General features: G+C 70.9%; 17 protein-coding genes. 6 read left to right on the top strand and 11 right to left on the bottom strand.

Annotated features, from left to right (window positions below; translation table 11 throughout):
• Nucleotides 1–18: 18 nt before the first annotated feature.
• Complete coding sequence (locus AB0J71_RS09165; RefSeq protein ID WP_352321607.1) at nucleotides 19–678, bottom strand: hypothetical protein; 660 nt, start codon at nucleotides 676–678, stop codon at nucleotides 19–21.
• Between the two features lie 105 nt (nucleotides 679–783).
• Here AB0J71_RS09165 and AB0J71_RS09170 point away from each other — a divergent pair, with 105 nt between their 5' ends.
• Both AB0J71_RS09170 and AB0J71_RS09175 read left to right on the top strand, forming a co-directional pair.
• A complete protein-coding gene (locus tag AB0J71_RS09170; RefSeq protein ID WP_364413708.1) occupies nucleotides 784–1440 on the top strand; it encodes a DNA alkylation repair protein in 657 nt (218 codons plus the stop codon).
• A gap of 3 nt (nucleotides 1441–1443) precedes the next feature.
• Nucleotides 1444–1956: a DUF4240 domain-containing protein gene (locus tag AB0J71_RS09175; RefSeq protein WP_364413710.1), complete on the top strand. Its 513-nt coding sequence runs from the start codon at nucleotides 1444–1446 to the stop codon at nucleotides 1954–1956.
• Here the strand turns inward: AB0J71_RS09175 and AB0J71_RS09180 are convergent.
• The 3 genes from AB0J71_RS09180 to AB0J71_RS09190 all read right to left on the bottom strand — a co-directional run bounded on the left by AB0J71_RS09180 (nucleotide 1941) and on the right by AB0J71_RS09190 (nucleotide 3537).
• Nucleotides 1941–2441, bottom strand: coding sequence for a GNAT family N-acetyltransferase (locus AB0J71_RS09180; protein WP_364413528.1), 501 nt, complete (start codon nucleotides 2439–2441; stop codon nucleotides 1941–1943). The two genes, AB0J71_RS09175 and AB0J71_RS09180, sit on opposite strands and share 16 nt — an antisense overlap.
• Nucleotides 2442–2504: 63 nt before the next feature.
• Nucleotides 2505–2963 (bottom strand): hypothetical protein, encoded by a 459-nt coding sequence (locus AB0J71_RS09185; RefSeq protein ID WP_364413530.1) that lies wholly within the window; start codon nucleotides 2961–2963, stop codon nucleotides 2505–2507.
• A 337-nt stretch (nucleotides 2964–3300) separates the two neighbouring features.
• Nucleotides 3301–3537, bottom strand: a complete 237-nt coding sequence (locus tag AB0J71_RS09190; protein ID WP_352321601.1) for a hypothetical protein — start codon at nucleotides 3535–3537, stop codon at nucleotides 3301–3303.
• Between the two features lie 488 nt (nucleotides 3538–4025).
• Here AB0J71_RS09190 and AB0J71_RS09195 point away from each other — a divergent pair, with 488 nt between their 5' ends.
• Complete coding sequence (locus AB0J71_RS09195; protein WP_364389252.1) at nucleotides 4026–4673, top strand: hypothetical protein; 648 nt, start codon at nucleotides 4026–4028, stop codon at nucleotides 4671–4673.
• Nucleotides 4674–4713: 40 nt separating this feature from the next.
• On the opposite strand, the gene AB0J71_RS09200 is transcribed toward AB0J71_RS09195, so the two are convergent.
• From AB0J71_RS09200 to AB0J71_RS09215, 4 genes are all read right to left on the bottom strand, one after another.
• The gene (locus AB0J71_RS09200; protein WP_364413532.1) at nucleotides 4714–5406 is read right to left on the bottom strand and encodes a DUF4097 family beta strand repeat-containing protein; all 693 of its coding nucleotides are present in this window, start codon (nucleotides 5404–5406) and stop codon (nucleotides 4714–4716) included.
• Between the two features lie 214 nt (nucleotides 5407–5620).
• A complete protein-coding gene (locus AB0J71_RS09205) occupies nucleotides 5621–6460 on the bottom strand; it encodes an LLM class flavin-dependent oxidoreductase (protein WP_352321595.1) in 840 nt (279 codons plus the stop codon).
• A 206-nt stretch (nucleotides 6461–6666) separates the two neighbouring features.
• A complete protein-coding gene (locus AB0J71_RS09210; RefSeq protein ID WP_352321593.1) occupies nucleotides 6667–7014 on the bottom strand; it encodes an STAS domain-containing protein in 348 nt (115 codons plus the stop codon).
• A 34-nt stretch (nucleotides 7015–7048) separates the two neighbouring features.
• Nucleotides 7049–8491 carry an LCP family protein gene (locus AB0J71_RS09215; RefSeq protein WP_352321592.1) on the bottom strand — a complete coding sequence of 481 codons (1443 nt, stop codon included), beginning with the start codon at nucleotides 8489–8491 and terminating at the stop codon, nucleotides 7049–7051.
• Between the two features lie 82 nt (nucleotides 8492–8573).
• On the opposite strand from AB0J71_RS09215, the gene AB0J71_RS09220 reads away from it, so the two are divergent.
• A complete protein-coding gene (locus AB0J71_RS09220; RefSeq protein WP_352321590.1) occupies nucleotides 8574–9590 on the top strand; it encodes a glycosyltransferase family 2 protein in 1017 nt (338 codons plus the stop codon).
• Here AB0J71_RS09220 and AB0J71_RS09225 read toward each other — a convergent pair whose 3' ends face one another.
• Both AB0J71_RS09225 and AB0J71_RS09230 read right to left on the bottom strand, forming a co-directional pair.
• The gene (locus tag AB0J71_RS09225; RefSeq protein ID WP_364413534.1) at nucleotides 9591–11324 is read right to left on the bottom strand and encodes a CDP-glycerol glycerophosphotransferase family protein; all 1734 of its coding nucleotides are present in this window, start codon (nucleotides 11322–11324) and stop codon (nucleotides 9591–9593) included. It abuts the gene before it with no gap.
• A 69-nt stretch (nucleotides 11325–11393) separates the two neighbouring features.
• Nucleotides 11394–12128: an IspD/TarI family cytidylyltransferase gene (locus AB0J71_RS09230; RefSeq protein WP_352321586.1), complete on the bottom strand. Its 735-nt coding sequence runs from the start codon at nucleotides 12126–12128 to the stop codon at nucleotides 11394–11396.
• Nucleotides 12129–12219: 91 nt separating this feature from the next.
• On the opposite strand from AB0J71_RS09230, the gene AB0J71_RS09235 reads away from it, so the two are divergent.
• Nucleotides 12220–13635, top strand: a complete 1416-nt coding sequence (locus AB0J71_RS09235; RefSeq protein WP_352321585.1) for a CDP-alcohol phosphatidyltransferase family protein — start codon at nucleotides 12220–12222, stop codon at nucleotides 13633–13635.
• On the opposite strand, the gene AB0J71_RS09240 is transcribed toward AB0J71_RS09235, so the two are convergent.
• Nucleotides 13596–13811, bottom strand: a complete 216-nt coding sequence (locus AB0J71_RS09240; protein WP_364413712.1) for a pentapeptide repeat-containing protein — start codon at nucleotides 13809–13811, stop codon at nucleotides 13596–13598. The genes AB0J71_RS09235 and AB0J71_RS09240 overlap by 40 nt on opposite strands.
• On the opposite strand from AB0J71_RS09240, the gene AB0J71_RS09245 reads away from it, so the two are divergent.
• The gene (locus AB0J71_RS09245) at nucleotides 13781–14404 is read left to right on the top strand and encodes a DUF5941 domain-containing protein (protein WP_364389248.1); all 624 of its coding nucleotides are present in this window, start codon (nucleotides 13781–13783) and stop codon (nucleotides 14402–14404) included. The two genes, AB0J71_RS09240 and AB0J71_RS09245, sit on opposite strands and share 31 nt — an antisense overlap.
• Nucleotides 14405–14480 lie beyond the last annotated feature (76 nt).

The following is a 14480-nucleotide window of genomic DNA, read 5'->3' on the forward strand; positions in this document are numbered from 1 at the left end:
TTCGCTACTTCGTGTTGGTCAGACGAAGCCTTCGGCGATGAGACGGGTGCCGTGTTCGTCGATGAGGTGCCGCTGGCCCGAGCCTCCGACGACGCGGCACCAGCTTTCCACGGTCAGCCGGGCTCGCTCCAGTCGGTAGCTGAAGCCGCCGTACATGCCGGGGACGGCGAACCAGCAGGCCGGGTGACGTTGCTCGGTCAGCGGTTCCAGTTCTGGAAGGCGTAGCTGGTGCTCGGTGACCAGGTCGCCGGCGCGTTCGTGGATCAGCGCGTGGAAGTGGCGCTGGATCGATCCCAGGGTTTCGGCCGGCAGGTGGTGGTGGATGACGGGGGTGAGTGGCGTCAGGAGGTGATGGTGTCCCCGGCGGGTGGCGATGTCGATCGCCCGTTCTCCTTGAGCCGTGCGCAGCGTGCGCCAGGCGCCGCGGGCGATCAGCCGGTGCACGACGCTGACGTCGGCGCCGTGCCAGGCGGCCTGGTGGAGCGGGGCATATCCGCTGGTGCCGCCGATTCTGCCGCCGTTGACCCATTCGGCATAGTCTTCGAGCAGCTTGAAGACTGTGGGCCAGGTGCCGTCACGTGCGGCGTCGGCCAGTTCGTCGCGTCCTTCGAGCAGATGGTCCTTGTAGCTCGACCGCAGAGTGACGCCGTCCCACCTCGAAGCCTTGTCCTGTTCCATGCAGCCCCTGTCCGCTCGGTCACGGCGACACACCAAGGTACGTCACGACGCGTTTAGGCTGGAGCTGCTTCTGAGGAGGTGGTCAGGGTGACGTTGACCGAGGTGATGGCCGAGCTGGCCGCGCTGGAGGATCCCAAGGCGCGCGCGGTGAACGAGAGACACGGCGACGATCACGGCGTGAACCTCGGCAAGCTGCGTGCCCTCGCCAAGCGGCTGAAGACGCAGCAGGAACTCGCCCGCGGCCTGTGGGAGACGGGCGACACCGCGGCGAGGTTGCTGGCGATGCTGGTCTGCCGTCCGAAGGCGTTCGAGCGGGACGAGCTGGACGCCATGGTGCGCCAGGCGCGTACGCCCAAGGTGCGCGACTGGCTCGTGAACTACGTGGTGAAGAAGAGCCCGTACGCCGAAGAGCTGCGGGTCGCCTGGTCGGCCGATCCCGATCCGCTGGTCGCGAGCGCCGGGTGGGCGTTGACCGTCGAACGCGTGGCGAAGAAGCCCGAGGGGCTCGACCTGGTGGGGCTGCTCGACGTCATCGAGGCGGAGATGAAGGACGCCCCCGACCGCCTGCAGTGGGAGATGAACAACTGCCTGGCTCACATCGGGATCGAGCACGCCGAGCACCGCGCCCGCGCCATCGACATCGGTGAGCGCCTGGAGGTGCTCAAGGACTATCCGACGTCCCCGGGGTGCACGTCGCCGTTCGCGCCGGTGTGGATCGCGGAGATGGTACGCCGGGAGCAGGGCGGCACGGCGGCTCCCTAGAAGCTGGTCGACTTTCAGTGCCTGTGGACGGGCGTTCAGGGGCGCGGTTGCAGCATCGATTTGTATGCCGCCCATTGGTTCGTGTTCGGCAGTGGTTCGCTGGACGGTTTCGAATACTTCGTGAGCTGGCTCATCAGCCTTGGGCGTGAATCGTTCGAGAAGGTCGCCGACTGCCCCGACCTGCTCATCGAACTGCCTCAGGTGTTACGTCACCTGGATCTCAAGAGGGCATATTCCGGCTCGAAGAAGGCTCGCTCGCGGGACGTGCTGCGTCGTCTTGAGGAGGAGGGGCCGGATTTCGAGCAGCTGGCCTCCGTCGCGTGCGAAGCCTACGAGAGAATCACCGGCTCAGAGGGCGTGGGCCTGTACGAGGCCGTTCGTGGGCGCGGTGTTTTCGGCAGTTTCCCTTTGGTTCCGGCGCTCGGCGGTGTTCCGGAGGGTGAGCAATGGGATTTCGAAGACCTCGGAGAATTGGTGCGGAGGTTGCCCCGTATAGCGCGTCATCGAGGATTGTGAAGGGCGGGGAGGAGTTTCGTCATCACCCGGGATGCGCGCTGGTCCAGGGCGGAGATCTCTTCGGCGTCCCGGAAATCGTGACGCGTGTAAAGCGCGATGGCCGGGGCGTTGCCGGGTTTGACGGAAAGTCGCAGGGTCCCGGCCCCCCGCCGCGTGGCCCATCTTTCGATCTCGCGGATCAGGCGGTGTCCGACTCCACGGCCGCGGGCGGACGGGCTCACCCACATGGACACCAGCTCGACGCTGTCCGCCGTCTCGGTCGGGACGCCGCCGGCCATCCCGGCCGGGCGTCCGTCGAGGAAGGCGACGACGTTGTGCGAGCCGTGCATCGTCAGGCGGGCCCGCCAGCGTTCCTCGCGGTCGCCGTCGCCCTGCCAGTCGGCCGGCGTGGAACCGAAGGCGGGTTCGGCGTCGGCGAGCGCGGCCAGCCGTAGTTCGCGCCAGAGCGGCCAGTCGTCGGGCTCCAGGATGCGTAGTTCGACCATATTCCGACCTTGTCCGCCGACTGTGGGGACAGGCAACGGGATTTGCGGCCTGAGGACGCCGTGTTACAGCGTGCGGTCGGTGCCGGTGTTTTCGCGGCTCCAGATCTGCCTGGCGCGGGGGAGGTCCCTGATGGTGCCGCCTTCCGGCATCATGCCCCAGAGGAAGGGGACCAGGTAGGCGGGCGAGCTGCCCAGGAGTTCGGTCAGGTCGTCCTCGGTGACGGCGAGGGTGAACCGGGGGCCCGGTCGCGCGGGGGTCCAGCCCTGTTCGAGGGCGCGGCGGACACATGCGGCGACGAGCGGCGGGCGGACCGCGATCGTCCGGGCTCCTTGCCAGTTGTCCGGCCGGGCGCAGGGGAGTGACACGAGCAGGACGCGGCCGGGGGTCTCGTCGTGTTCGACGACGAAGGTGAGCGGGGCCGCGGAAGTGCCGTCGCCGAAGGCGGGTCGGTGGCTGACCCGCCAGCGGAAGGCGGTGCCGTCGACCGTGATGAGCCGCGAGCCCTTCCTGGGCATCGCCATGGGCGCCTCCGGGTGCTGACTTCGCGACAAATGGGTGCAGGACGGTCGCCAGCGTAACCCGCCGCCGTCGGCGGGCAGGCTCCGAGCGGGCAGGCTCCGAACGGGCAGGTGCGCAACGGGCTCGGGGGGAGGCGCGGATCGGGGAGGTGTGGTCAGGGGAGGTGCGGCGGTCAGGTGAGGTGTGGTGTGGTCAGGGGAGGTGTGGACCGGTGCGGGGTCTCCGACCGGCCCTTGGTGCCTTCGCCGTCCCTGCGGATGTGGGAGCGGGAGCGGGTGCGGGTGCAGGGGTGTGCGGTTGCAGAACGTGCCGGGGGTGCGGTGGTGTGCGGGTTGCGGGTCAGTCGCTGGTGTCCTGTGAGGGGGTCTCGGGCTTCTGGGAGTTCAGCCAGGTGTGCACGGCCGAGGTGCCGGTGATCCAGAGCGCCGCGAAGCCGCCGGAGGCCGTCGCGCCCGCCATGATGGCGCCCGCGACCGTGCTGCCGTTCCCGGTGGCGAGCAGGCCGGCGACGACACCGACGAGCAGCGCGAGCAGGGCGCCGCTGACCGCCGACCAGATGAGGGTTGCCTTGCTCATTCGTGTCCCCTTGCCGTACGGGCTTGTTCGTTGACGTAGGAGTACCAGCGGGACTCGGGGGCACGTCCGCACAATTGATCGTTCCGGCCATGATCGCGCTTGCCTCGGACGTATTCGGACGACATCGGATGGATTCGGCCGAGTAGGGCTGAAGGGGCGGATGTGTGTGATGCGCCTGGCACACCGACAAGACCGACTTATGGCACTATGGCTGCTTATCTCAACGCAACGAGAGGGTGGCGCCTGCCCCTCTTCTCGAAATGCCACTTCCACTCTTAAACCGGACAACGGTGTCCGAACCGGGGCGGCTCATGAAGGATGTCGATCAAGGCGAAGATCACCTTGCTCTGCTCGTGACACGTCTGAACAGATTGCGTGAAATCGAATGCGGAAACCCCTCGCTGAAACGGATCGAAAAAGTCGCACTCGCCCTTTTGGCCGAAGACCCCGAACGAAACAGATGGCGCCGGCCGTTGCCGAAGTCCACGGTGTCCGACCTGCTGAACGGCAGGTCGCAGAAAGTGCCGGATTTCATGCTGATGCGGACCATCGTCGAGGTGTGTCAGGTGATCGCGGTGAAGTCCGGCATGCCCATCGAGTCCGTGGAGGAGCTGACCGCCGAGTTCAGCGCCCTGTGGCAGGCCGCCAAGGCCGAAGCGGGGGAGGCCGCGCGACGCCGGAACGAGTCGCCGGCCGCCGCCCGGACCGGCGGGGACGTCCTGGAGCCCGCCCCCGGCGAGCAGTCGTCCTGGCGGCCCTCGCCCACGGAGCTGCGGGTTCCGCTGCATTGGGGACGTCTGGGCATGTTCCGGCTGCGATCGGCGGAGAGGGGTGATGCCAGGGCCGCCCACGAACTGGCCGTCCTGCTGGCCTGCGAGGCGTGCGGCGCGGGTGGGAAGGAGGCCGAGCACTGGCGGCGGTTGGCCACGTACTGGAACCACCGGGCGCTCGGCGCGGTGCCGGAGGCGGCGGGCTTCCAGCTCCGCGGCCGCCGGCTGGTGATGATGGCCAGGGCGCTGGCCGAGAAGTACGCCGAGGCGGGCAAGCCCAGCTCGACGTACTTCTGGAAGGCCGTGCGGCAGGCGGAGACGTCCGTGCGGACGGTGGAGGCGCGGCAGGAGGCGGAGGTCGGCTGACGCCTCGGAAACACCAGCACGGTCGGCGGGGAGCGGCAGGTCAGCGGGTCAGGACGCGTACGTTTCCGTACGTGCTGCGCGCGAGGATGGTCCTGGAGCTGGACTTCGTGCTCTTGATGTCGGAGTGCGCGGAGCCGTCCTGGCTCTTGACCGTCACCTGGTAGGAGTCCTTCGGCACGCGGACGGTCACGCCGCCCTCGCGCGCCTTCACGTCAAGGTCCGCGGGCGGCGCGGCGAAGGCCAGGGAGATCGAGCCGTCCAGGGTGCGTCCGCGCACGCTGGACGACCGCAGCCCCTCGCCCTCGATCGTGCCCGAGTCGGTCAGCAGGCGCAGCTTGCCCGAGGTGTCCTTGACCTCGATGCGGTCGCCGCTGGAGACGTCGACGTCCTGGGTGAGGCCGTTCAGGATGACGCCGTCGGGGGAGTCGACCGTCAGCCGCACCCCGGCCGGGACCAGCACGTGGTAGCGCGCGCCGCAGTCGCCGACGATGAGGGTGCAGTCGGCGCTGAGCCGCAGCACGCCGTCGCGCAGCGACCAGGAGGGGCTGGTGGACGCCTTGCCGCGCGTCCAGCGCCGCACCTCGACGGCCGGGCTGGTGGCGGGCAGCACCCGCACCCCGCCCAGCGACGACGAGATCTTCAGTTCGGCCCCCGTGAACGGGAACGTCCGGACGGCGGGCACCTCATCGCTGTCGAAGCGCACGCTGCACCCGGTGACCGCCAGAATTGCCACGATTACCAGCAAAAGCCTCATGGAAACGATCGTGGCGAAGCGGCGGCGGAGGCCCATCGGCCGTTCGACCGATGGCCCTCCGCCATTCGGCCATAGGAACCCCGGCCCCGCCGCCAGGACGCCCGTAAAGCCAGAGGCCCGACGCCAGGACGTCGAGCAGACAAGAGGCCCGACGCCAGGACGCCGGGAAACGACGGCCCCGCCGCCGGTGGGGCTACAGCGCCGACAGCAGGGCGTGCACGTGTGGCAGGGGATCGCGCCCCAGCGGCCGGACGACCACCGTCCGGGCGCCCGCCGCCCACATGCTCCTGACCTGCTCCGCCGCCTGCTCAGGGGTGCCGGCCGCCATGACGACGTCGTGCGGCGACACGCCCAGGTAGGCCGCCTGGTCCCGGACCACCGGATGGGCGAGCCGGTCCGCCTCCTCGCCGATGTGCAGGAAGGTGAAGACGCCCAGCTCGTGGTCGTCGCCCCCGGCGATCCGCTCGACGATGCCGGGCAACTGCGCCGGGCCGACCCCCTCCGGCACGATCGTGCCCTGCGCGATGCGTCCCGACAGCGCCAGCGAGCGCGGCCCCTTCACCCCTGCCAGGACGGGCGGCGGCACGGCCGGCGGATGCACCAGCGACACGCCGTCGAGGTGCACCGCCCTGCCGTGCAGGGTGACCGTCTCGCCGCGCAGCAGGGCGCCTACGGCCGTGATCGTCTCCTCCAGCAGGGCGAGCGGCGACGGCACGGCGGCGCCGACCTGGCGCATCCATTCCTGCACGCCGTGCCCGATGCCCGCGGCCAGCCGGCCGGGATGCATCCGGGCCAGGTTGCCGATCTCCATCGCCAGCAGCATCGGGTTGCGCAGCGGCGCGGGGGTGATGCCGATGCCGACGCGCAGCCGGGACGTGACGGCCAGCGCGGTGGCCGCCGCGGAGACGCCGCCGGTCCAGCCCAGGTCCTCAACCACCCACAGGTCGTCGACGGCGGTCTCGTCGAGCGCCCGGGCGAACGGGATCAGCTCCTCAGGCGGCAGATCCCGGTCGAACATCACGCCAAGTCTCACGAAGCCCTCCAGTAGCAGCGGAACAACCGGCCGATCTCCGAGTATCCGGCATGCAGGAAGGCGCTAGCGGTAGGCGTGTCGCCCACGCCGGTCCCGGCGGCAGGCCGGCATGCGGGCCTCCGGGCGTGAGAGGGATCTCGCCGCGAGCCTACGAGCCGGCGGCGCCGGGGAGACGCGCTCGCGTCCGTGATCCCGGCCGGACGCGGTCAGGCGGCCGGATCGAGGGCGGCACGGGCCTCGCCGAGCGAGGCGCTGGTCTCGAAGTGCCGGTCGAGGTTGGTGATCGTCAGCAGGTGACGGATCATGCCGGGCCCGAGGACGAGGATCATGCGTCCTCGCAGGTCCTGGACGTAGCTGAGCGTCGCCACCAGGACGCCGAGGCCCACCGAGTCGCAGAAGGGCACCTCGGTCAGGTCGATCACCAGGTTGAGCGGATCAGCCGCCTCCAGCGCCTGATCGAGCTCGGCGCGAAGCCGGGGAGCGCCCGCCACGTCGAGATCGCCGACGACATGCAGGACGGTGCAGGGGCCCTCCCGCCATGACTTGACCACCATGCCAATCACGTGCCCTGGCTTTACCTGGTTATGCCTATTTCTTGCATATGTTCTCCATGGCGGTCTTGGTCGTCGGCGTGGAGCTCGGCTTGCTCGCCGGGGTGTCGGGCTGCTTGAGCTTCTTGATCTTCGGCTGGTCGCTGCCGGCGATCACCTCGACGCCCTCGACGTCGGCCTGCTTCAGCTCCGCCCCAGGGATGACGGACGCCACCAGGCGCGCGGCCGCCTCCTGGCCCGCGGCGTACCGCACGAGGGTCTGCTTGTGGTCCTTCTTGTCGGTGTTGCCCGGCTCGCCGGGCACCTTGAAGCCGGAGGCCACCAGCGCCGACTTGGTACGCGCCCCCAGCCCCGTGATGAGCGTGCCGTTCATGACCTTGACCGTGACGCTCTCCGGCGGGACCACCGTCTTGGCCGGTGACGGCGTGGCCGTCTTGGTCGGCACGGGCTTGGCGAGATCCTGGTCGGCGTCGATGCGGCGGAACATGTCGCGGGCCGCCGGACGGTCCCACAACACCGCCGACTCGCCGGTCGGGGCCTTGAAGTCGACGTTCGCGAGCGGCACGTCGGCGAATCGGACGTCCTCCAGCGACACGTCGCGCAGCTGGGTGGCCAGCCCGATCAGCCCGTCGTCGGGATCGACCTTCACCGTGCTCAGCGTGGAGTTGACGAACGCGGCGAGCTTGGCCGGGTTGGCCAGCGTGTCGGCGCTCAGCGCCCGGTTGAGCAGCGCGGAGATGACCTGCTGCTGCCGGTCGATGCGGTCGAGGTCGGAACGGGCGGTGGCGCGGGTGCGGGCGTAGCCGAGCGCCTGGGCGCCCTGGAGCTGGTGGGTGCCGGCGATCAGGTTGAGGCCCGTCTTGGGGTCGTTGATCGGGATCGGCGTGCAGACGGTGACGCCGCCGAGCGAGTCGACCACGTCGATGAACCCGAGGATGTTCACCTCGATGTAGCGGTTGATCTCCAGCCCGGTGGCGGCCTTGACGGTCTGCATGGTGAGCTTCGGCCCGCCGAACTGGTAGGCCGAGTTGATCTTGTGGTCGCCCTTGCCGGGGATCGTCGTCCAGGTGTCGCGCGGCAGGCTCACCACGGTGACGCGCTGGTGGTCCTCCGACAGGTGGATGACCATCATCGTGTCGGTGCGCTGGCCGGACTCGCGGCCCAGCTTGAGCTGGTTCTGCTGCTGCCGGGTCAGGTCGTCGCGCTTGTCGACGCCGACCAGCAGGATGTTCTCGGCCCCCTGGGACTTGGGAGCGGTCACGCCCGCGTCGACCGTGCCGATCTGGCGCGGGGTCGCCCACACCACGCCGGTGCTGACCAGGATGCCCGTGGACAGCAGGCCGGCGACGATCACGTTGCGGCGGCGGGCCTTGGCGCTCCGCACGGGCCTGCGTGGACGGGTGGCAGGAGTGAGCCTGACGCCGCCGTAGGCGTCGCCGCCCACCAGCACGCCGCCGTCCTCCTCGCCCGGTTCGCGCATGCCCTCCTCCTCGGATCCGCCGGGGACACCGGGGCTTTCGATTGCCCTTCTCCCCTGGTCGTACAGTAGCGTGAGCCCCGCCATGAAGCAGTTCCCCGACTCGCCGCACGCGCCCGCGGAGACGCGCGGCTGGCCCCCCATCTCCGTCGTCATGCCGGTCCTCAACGAGGAGCGGCACCTTCGCGAGGCCGTCGACCAGGTCCTCGCCCAGAGCTACCCCGGTGAGATCGAGGTCGTCCTCGCCGTGGGTCCGTCCCAAGACCGCACCCAGGAGGTCGCCGACGCCATCGCGGCGGCCGACCGCCGGGTGATCGTGGTGCCCAACCCGACCGGTCGCACGCCCAACGCGCTCAACGCCGCCATCGCCGCCGCCCGCAACGGCATCGTCGCCAGGGTCGACGGGCACGCCATGCTGCCCTCCGACTACCTGCGCGTCGCCGTCGAGACGCTGGCCGAGACCGGCGCCGACAACGTGGGCGGCGTCATGGCGGCCGAAGGCGTCACACCGTTCGAGCAGGCCGTGGCCTGCGCCATGACCTCCAAGATCGGCGTCGGCGCCGCGGCCTTCCACGTGGGCGGCACCGCGGGCCCGGCCGACACCGTCTACCTCGGCGTGTTCCGCCGCTCGGCGCTCGACCGGGTCGGCGGCTACGACGAGCACTTCCAGCGGGCTCAAGACTGGGAGATGAACCACCGCATCCGCCAGACCGGCGGGCTGGTCTGGTTCCAGCCGCGCATGCGGGTCACCTACCGTCCGCGGCCCAACGTCAAGGCACTGGCCAAGCAGTACTTCCACTACGGCCGCTGGCGGCGCGTGGTCGCGCGCACCCACGAGGGCACGATCAACCTGCGTTACCTGGCGCCGCCCGCCGCGGTGCTGGCCATGGCGCTGGGGCTGGTGCTGTCGCCGTTCTTCCCGCTCGCGCTCGTCGTGCCCGGGGGCTACGCGCTGGCCATCGTGGCCGGCTCGGCGGTCACCGGCAGCGGGCTGCCGGGCGCGGCCAAGCTGCGGCTGCCCCTCGTCTACGCCACCATGCACGTCTCGTGGGGATGGGGCTTCCTCACCAGCCCGCGGAGGTTGTCCAGGCCGCCACGCTGATCACGAGCCCGCGAAGACCCGCTCGACGGCCGCGTCGAAGCGGGTCAGCGCGTCCGGGTACTCCGGCCCGAGCAGGTAGCTCCTGAGCTTGATCCTGGCTCGTGCCAGGGTGTCCTCACCGTCCAGGAAACCGGCGAGGGCCGTGAGGTCCTCGCCGATGAGCACCCCCGCCTCGGTGCTCGGGTAGCGCTCGTGGAAGGCACGCTCGGGCAGCCCCGCGACGTTCGTCACGGCGTACGGCTTCTCGCTGGCCAGGAAGTCGGCCACGACGCTGGAGATGTCGCTGATCAGCAGGTCGCACTCGTTGAAGCAGTCGTACAGGTGCGGGCTGTCGCCGGTGACGATCAGGTGCCTGATCTCCGGCGCCCCGCCCGGGCTCGACGGATGCCTGGCCTTCGACCTGGCCAGCTCGGCCGCCTCGATCATCGACACGATCCTGCGGTGCGCCCGCGCGGCGCTCTTGTCGCGGTGGCCGGTCAGCGGGTGCGGCTTGTAGATGATCCGCAGCTGCGGGTCGTGGTCCAGCAGGGCGCGCACGATGCGCGGGCCCATGGTGATCAGCGACGTGTGGAACAGGTCGTCGTTCCAGCCCTCCCAGGTGGGGGCGTAGAGCACGGTCCGGTACGGCAGCCCCGGGCCCTCGGTCGAGATGCCTTCGAGCTGTGGCCGGCCGACCTCGTGGATGCTCTCGTCCCGGACGCCCACGCGGGCCCGCCGGTAGCGGTCGCGCCCGGCCGGCCCGGCCACCCACACCTCGTCGTACACCCGCGAGAACGGGTTGAACGACGCCTCCTTGTCGCTGTCGCCGTGGTTGAGGAACACGCTGCGCAGGGTCGGGATGCGCAGCATGTGGACGTTGCGGCCGACGTTGGAGACGTACAGGCAGAGCTTGGCGCTGAACAGGGCGCGGAAGCTCATCAGGTCGGCCGAGGACGGGATGCAGACCATCGGCAGCGTGGTCGACTCCAGGTGCCTGGCCATGCCGCGCTCGCGCAGCACGACGATGGCGCGCCGGTTGATGCGTTCGAGGGTGGGCAGCCACATCCGGGCCTGGTAGGCGGCGGCCGTCGCGCCGGAGAAGTACAGGATGACCTCCGGGTCGTAGGCCCTGACCTGCTCGCCCACGACCTCCAGCACCCTCGCCCGGTCACCGAGCGGCCGGGTGCGGCGCACGTACGGCAGCAGCGCCAGCACGCCCGCCACGCCGACCAGCAGCGCCACGCCCGCGCCGGCCGCCCCGGCCGCCGCGCCGAAGGTCGCGCCGAGCACCGGCAGGGCGTCGAGCCCGAGGAAACGCAGGCCGCGGTGGGCGCCCAGGAACGGGGGCGGCATCTTGGGGATGCGCAGCGCCGACACGTCGAGGTTGCGGGTGGTCACCGGCATGCTGCTGAGCGTCTGCCGCAGGCGGATGGCCAGCCCCGAGTGCGCGGCCCGCGCGCCGTGCAGCGCGAACAGCCCGGCGGCCAGCGCCACGAACCACGGCGAGCCGGCCCCCGACACCCGCGCCACCAGCAGCAGCGCGGCCGTCTCCCGGGCCGCGAACCGCAGCGTGGTCCCCAGATGCATCCGGCCGAGCAGCTCGGTCAGCCCGCCGGCCAGGCGTGCCGCGGCGAACTCGACGGCGTAGGAGACCACGGCGACCAGCCCGAACAGCAGCGGCGCCGGCCACAGCGCCGACGCCAGCAGGACGGGGTAGCAGCCGAGCAGCGCGCCGATCGCCAGCAGTCTTCTCATGCGACCGCACGGTAACAACCCGCAGGTCAAGCGCCTTCCACGCGAACGTCTACGACATGCCCGGACACGTCAGGAGATGGACCCCCTGATCGCGAAGAGCTGCTCGGCGATCCGCAGGTCGTCCGGATGGGTGACCTTGATGTTGCGCTCGCTGCCGGGGACCAGGTGGATGGGCACCTCGGGCAGGTAGCGCAGCACCACGCCGCAGTCGTCGGTGGCCGGGCGCTCGGCGAAGCCCGGGTCGGCCATGGCCCGCTCGTACGCCTCGCGGATCACCGAGAGCCGGAAGCACTGCGGCGTCTGGCTGCGGCGCAGCCGCGAGCGGTCGAGGACCTCGCCGATCACCTCGCCGTCCGGGCCGGGCACGGCCACCAGGACCGTGTCGGAGCTCGGGATCGCCACGTTGACGGCCCGGTGGGTGCGCAGCGCCGCCACGCACTCGGTGATGATCCGCGGCTCCAGAAGGGGCCGTACGGCGTCGTGCAGCAGCACGTCGCACTCCTGCGTGCCCAGCGCCCGCAACGCCCGCCAGGTGCTCTCCGTACGGCTCCTGCCGCCCTCCACGATCTGGGTGACCTTGCGGTGGCCGCCGTTCGCCACGATCTCCTTCACCCGGTCGGTGAAGCCGGGCGTCATCAGCACCACGATCTCGTCGATCTCCGGCGCCCGCTCGAACACCGCGATCGAGTGCTCCAGGATCGTCCGCCCGGCTACTTCGATGAGTTGTTTGGGTATCTCATGTCCGACCCGCTGCCCCACGCCTCCCGCGAGGAGCACTCCGACCGACCGCCGCGCTGCATCCATGTCGGCAGCGTAACGGTCCTGTTCCGTGATATCGCGCGCCCCTGTCGCTACGCTGTGTCCACGCACTCCCTACCGGGAGGAGACCTGCGCTTTGCCCGACTCACTCACCCGCGAGGGCACGACCACCTCGGTGGTGCTGCTCGCCACGACCCCGGCGTGCCGGCTCTCCTGCGCCGACGGCACGCTCCTCGACCGGCTGAGCGACCAGTTCGCCGCGCTTCCCGTCCGTGACGTCCAGGTGGTCGCCCCCGGCGGCGGGCTCGGGGCCGACCTGCGCGGGGTTGCCAAGATCGCCCGGGTCTCCTCGGGCACGGTCGTGGTGCTCCCCGCCGACCTCGTCGCCCACACCGAGGCGCTCGCGCTGCTGCTCGAACATCCCGCGCGCGACACCGGCGCGCTGGTCTCCCACGACGCCGCCGCGGCCCCGATGCGGCCGCCCGTACGCGTCGAGTCCGGCAGGGTGGTCGCCGCCGGCAGCTCGTTCCACACCGTCCCGGAGGCCAACGCCACGTTCAGGGGCGTGCTCCAGACCGGCGAGGCCGACCTGGCGACCCTGGCCGACCTCGCCGAGGAGCTGGCCGAGCTGGCCGACCTGGGCAAGCTCGGCCCGGTCACCCCCGTCGAGGCGGTCGACCTGCTGCTGGTGGGACTGGTCAGGGCCGGCGTACTGGTGCGCGCCGCCTCGATCGGCCCGCTGCACGCCGACCGCGTGACCGGCCAGCACGCCGCCGACAGCGCCCTGACCAGGCTCGCCGAGGTCGACGAGGCCAGGGTCCGGCTCGACACCTCGGTCAAGGAGGACGACGGCTTCTTCGCCACGTTCTTCGTCTCGACCTGGTCGCGCCACCTGATCAGGCCGGCCGTCCGCCTCAAGCTCACCCCCAACGCCGTCACCGGCGTCTCGATCGGCCTGGCCGCGCTGGCCGCCGTCTGGTTCTCGGCCGGCACCCAGGCAGGGCGGGCGGCCGGGGGCGCGCTGTTCCTGATGTCGTTCGCGCTCGACTGCCTCGACGGGCAGCTCGCCCGCTACACCCGCACGTTCTCCCCGCTCGGCGCCTGGGCCGACGGCATGGCCGACCGGCTGAAGGAGTACCTGGTCTACGCCGGGCTCGCCTTCGGCTACGGCGGGACCGCGATCTGGTACCTGGCCGCCGCCGCGATGATCACCCAGGTCGTCCGCCACTCCGTCGACTACTCCTACGCCGGGGCGGTGGCCGACGCCGGCCGCGTCGGCGCGCTGTGGGCCAGGCCCGCCCGCTCGCTGCTGGAGCCGGCCGACGCGCGGCACGCCCACGGGATGCTCGGGCTCGCCCAGCGGCTGGAGCGCGACTCGCTCGTCCACTGGCTCAGGAAGATGGTCGTGCTGCCCATCGGCGAGCGGACGGTGCTGATCGCCGTCACCGCCGCCGTGTGGGACGCCAGGGTGACGTTCGTGTCCCTGCTGGGCTGGGGCGGCGTCGCGGCCCTCTACCAGCTCGCCGGGCGCGTCGCGAGGTCGGCGCGGTGAGGGGCGGCGCGGTGAAGGTCGGCACGGTGAAGGTCGGCACGGTGAAGGTCGGCACGGTGAAGGTCGGCGCGGTCAGGGTCGGCGCGGTGAGGGTCGCCGGGGCGGGCGAGGCGGCGGCGGTTCGCCGGATCGGGAGGTGGGCAGCGTGATCTCCGTGCACATGAGCCCCGTGCCAGAGAGCAAGGTCGTCGCCTACCGCGACGACGGGCCGCTCTCGCGCGCGATGGGCCTGCTCGTGGCCGGGCAGCTCCCGCCGCTGCCGCCGGTGATCGCCGGCACGTTCGTCACCGGCGTGCTGCTGCTGATCGGCGTGGCCGGGTCCGACGGGCTCGCGGTGTTCGCGCCCGCCGTGACGCTGCTGCTGGCCGGGCCGGGCAGCACCCACCCGCACGACGGCCGCTTCGACTGGCTGGTGCCGCCGATCCTGCGGCTCATCGAGTACAGCTTCGTCGCCGCCTGCGGCTTCGCCCACGGGCTGCCGCCGGTGCTGACCTTCCTGCTGCTCGGCGCGCTCGCCTTCCACCACTACGACCTGGTCTACCGGCTGCGCCAGCGCGTCTACCCGCCGGCCTGGCTCTCGACGCTCGGCCTCGGCTGGGACGGCCGGATGATGGCGGTCTCGCTGGCCGCCCTGGCCGGCTGGATGACCGCGGGCTACGTGCTGCTGACCCTCTACCTGTGGGCGCTGTTCGGCTGGGAGAGTGTCACGTGCTGGCTGGCCGCGCCCCGATCGGGCGTCGAGGCGAGCGAGATGGGAACGCAAGACTGACGGCGGATTACCCGCGAAGGGCCCAAAGGCAACTAACCTTTGGGCACACGTAGTCATGCTCGACCGAGGAGTGCAC

The organism is Nonomuraea sp. NPDC049637, from assembly GCF_040675235.1.
GTDB lineage: Bacteria > Actinomycetota > Actinomycetes > Streptosporangiales > Streptosporangiaceae > Nonomuraea.

Bases quoted from the DNA above. Each gene is read 5' to 3' on its own strand.
- AB0J71_RS09190 (WP_352321601.1), bottom strand. From the start codon at position 3,537: ATGAGCAAGGCAACCCTCATCTGGTCGGCGGTCAGCGGCGCCCTGCTC.
- AB0J71_RS09230 (WP_352321586.1), bottom strand. From the start codon at position 12,128: ATGGATGCAGCGCGGCGGTCGGTCGGAGTGCTCCTCGCGGGAGGCGTG.
- AB0J71_RS09220 (WP_352321590.1), top strand. From the start codon at position 8,574: ATGAAGCAGTTCCCCGACTCGCCGCACGCGCCCGCGGAGACGCGCGGC.
- AB0J71_RS09225 (WP_364413534.1), bottom strand. From the start codon at position 11,324: ATGAGAAGACTGCTGGCGATCGGCGCGCTGCTCGGCTGCTACCCCGTC.
- AB0J71_RS09180 (WP_364413528.1), bottom strand. From the start codon at position 2,441: ATGGTCGAACTACGCATCCTGGAGCCCGACGACTGGCCGCTCTGGCGC.
- AB0J71_RS09215 (WP_352321592.1), bottom strand. From the start codon at position 8,491: ATGCGCGAACCGGGCGAGGAGGACGGCGGCGTGCTGGTGGGCGGCGAC.
- AB0J71_RS09165 (WP_352321607.1), bottom strand. From the start codon at position 678: ATGGAACAGGACAAGGCTTCGAGGTGGGACGGCGTCACTCTGCGGTCG.
- AB0J71_RS09185 (WP_364413530.1), bottom strand. From the start codon at position 2,963: ATGGCGATGCCCAGGAAGGGCTCGCGGCTCATCACGGTCGACGGCACC.
- AB0J71_RS09210 (WP_352321593.1), bottom strand. From the start codon at position 7,014: ATGGTGGTCAAGTCATGGCGGGAGGGCCCCTGCACCGTCCTGCATGTC.
- AB0J71_RS09170 (WP_364413708.1), top strand. From the start codon at position 784: ATGGCCGAGCTGGCCGCGCTGGAGGATCCCAAGGCGCGCGCGGTGAAC.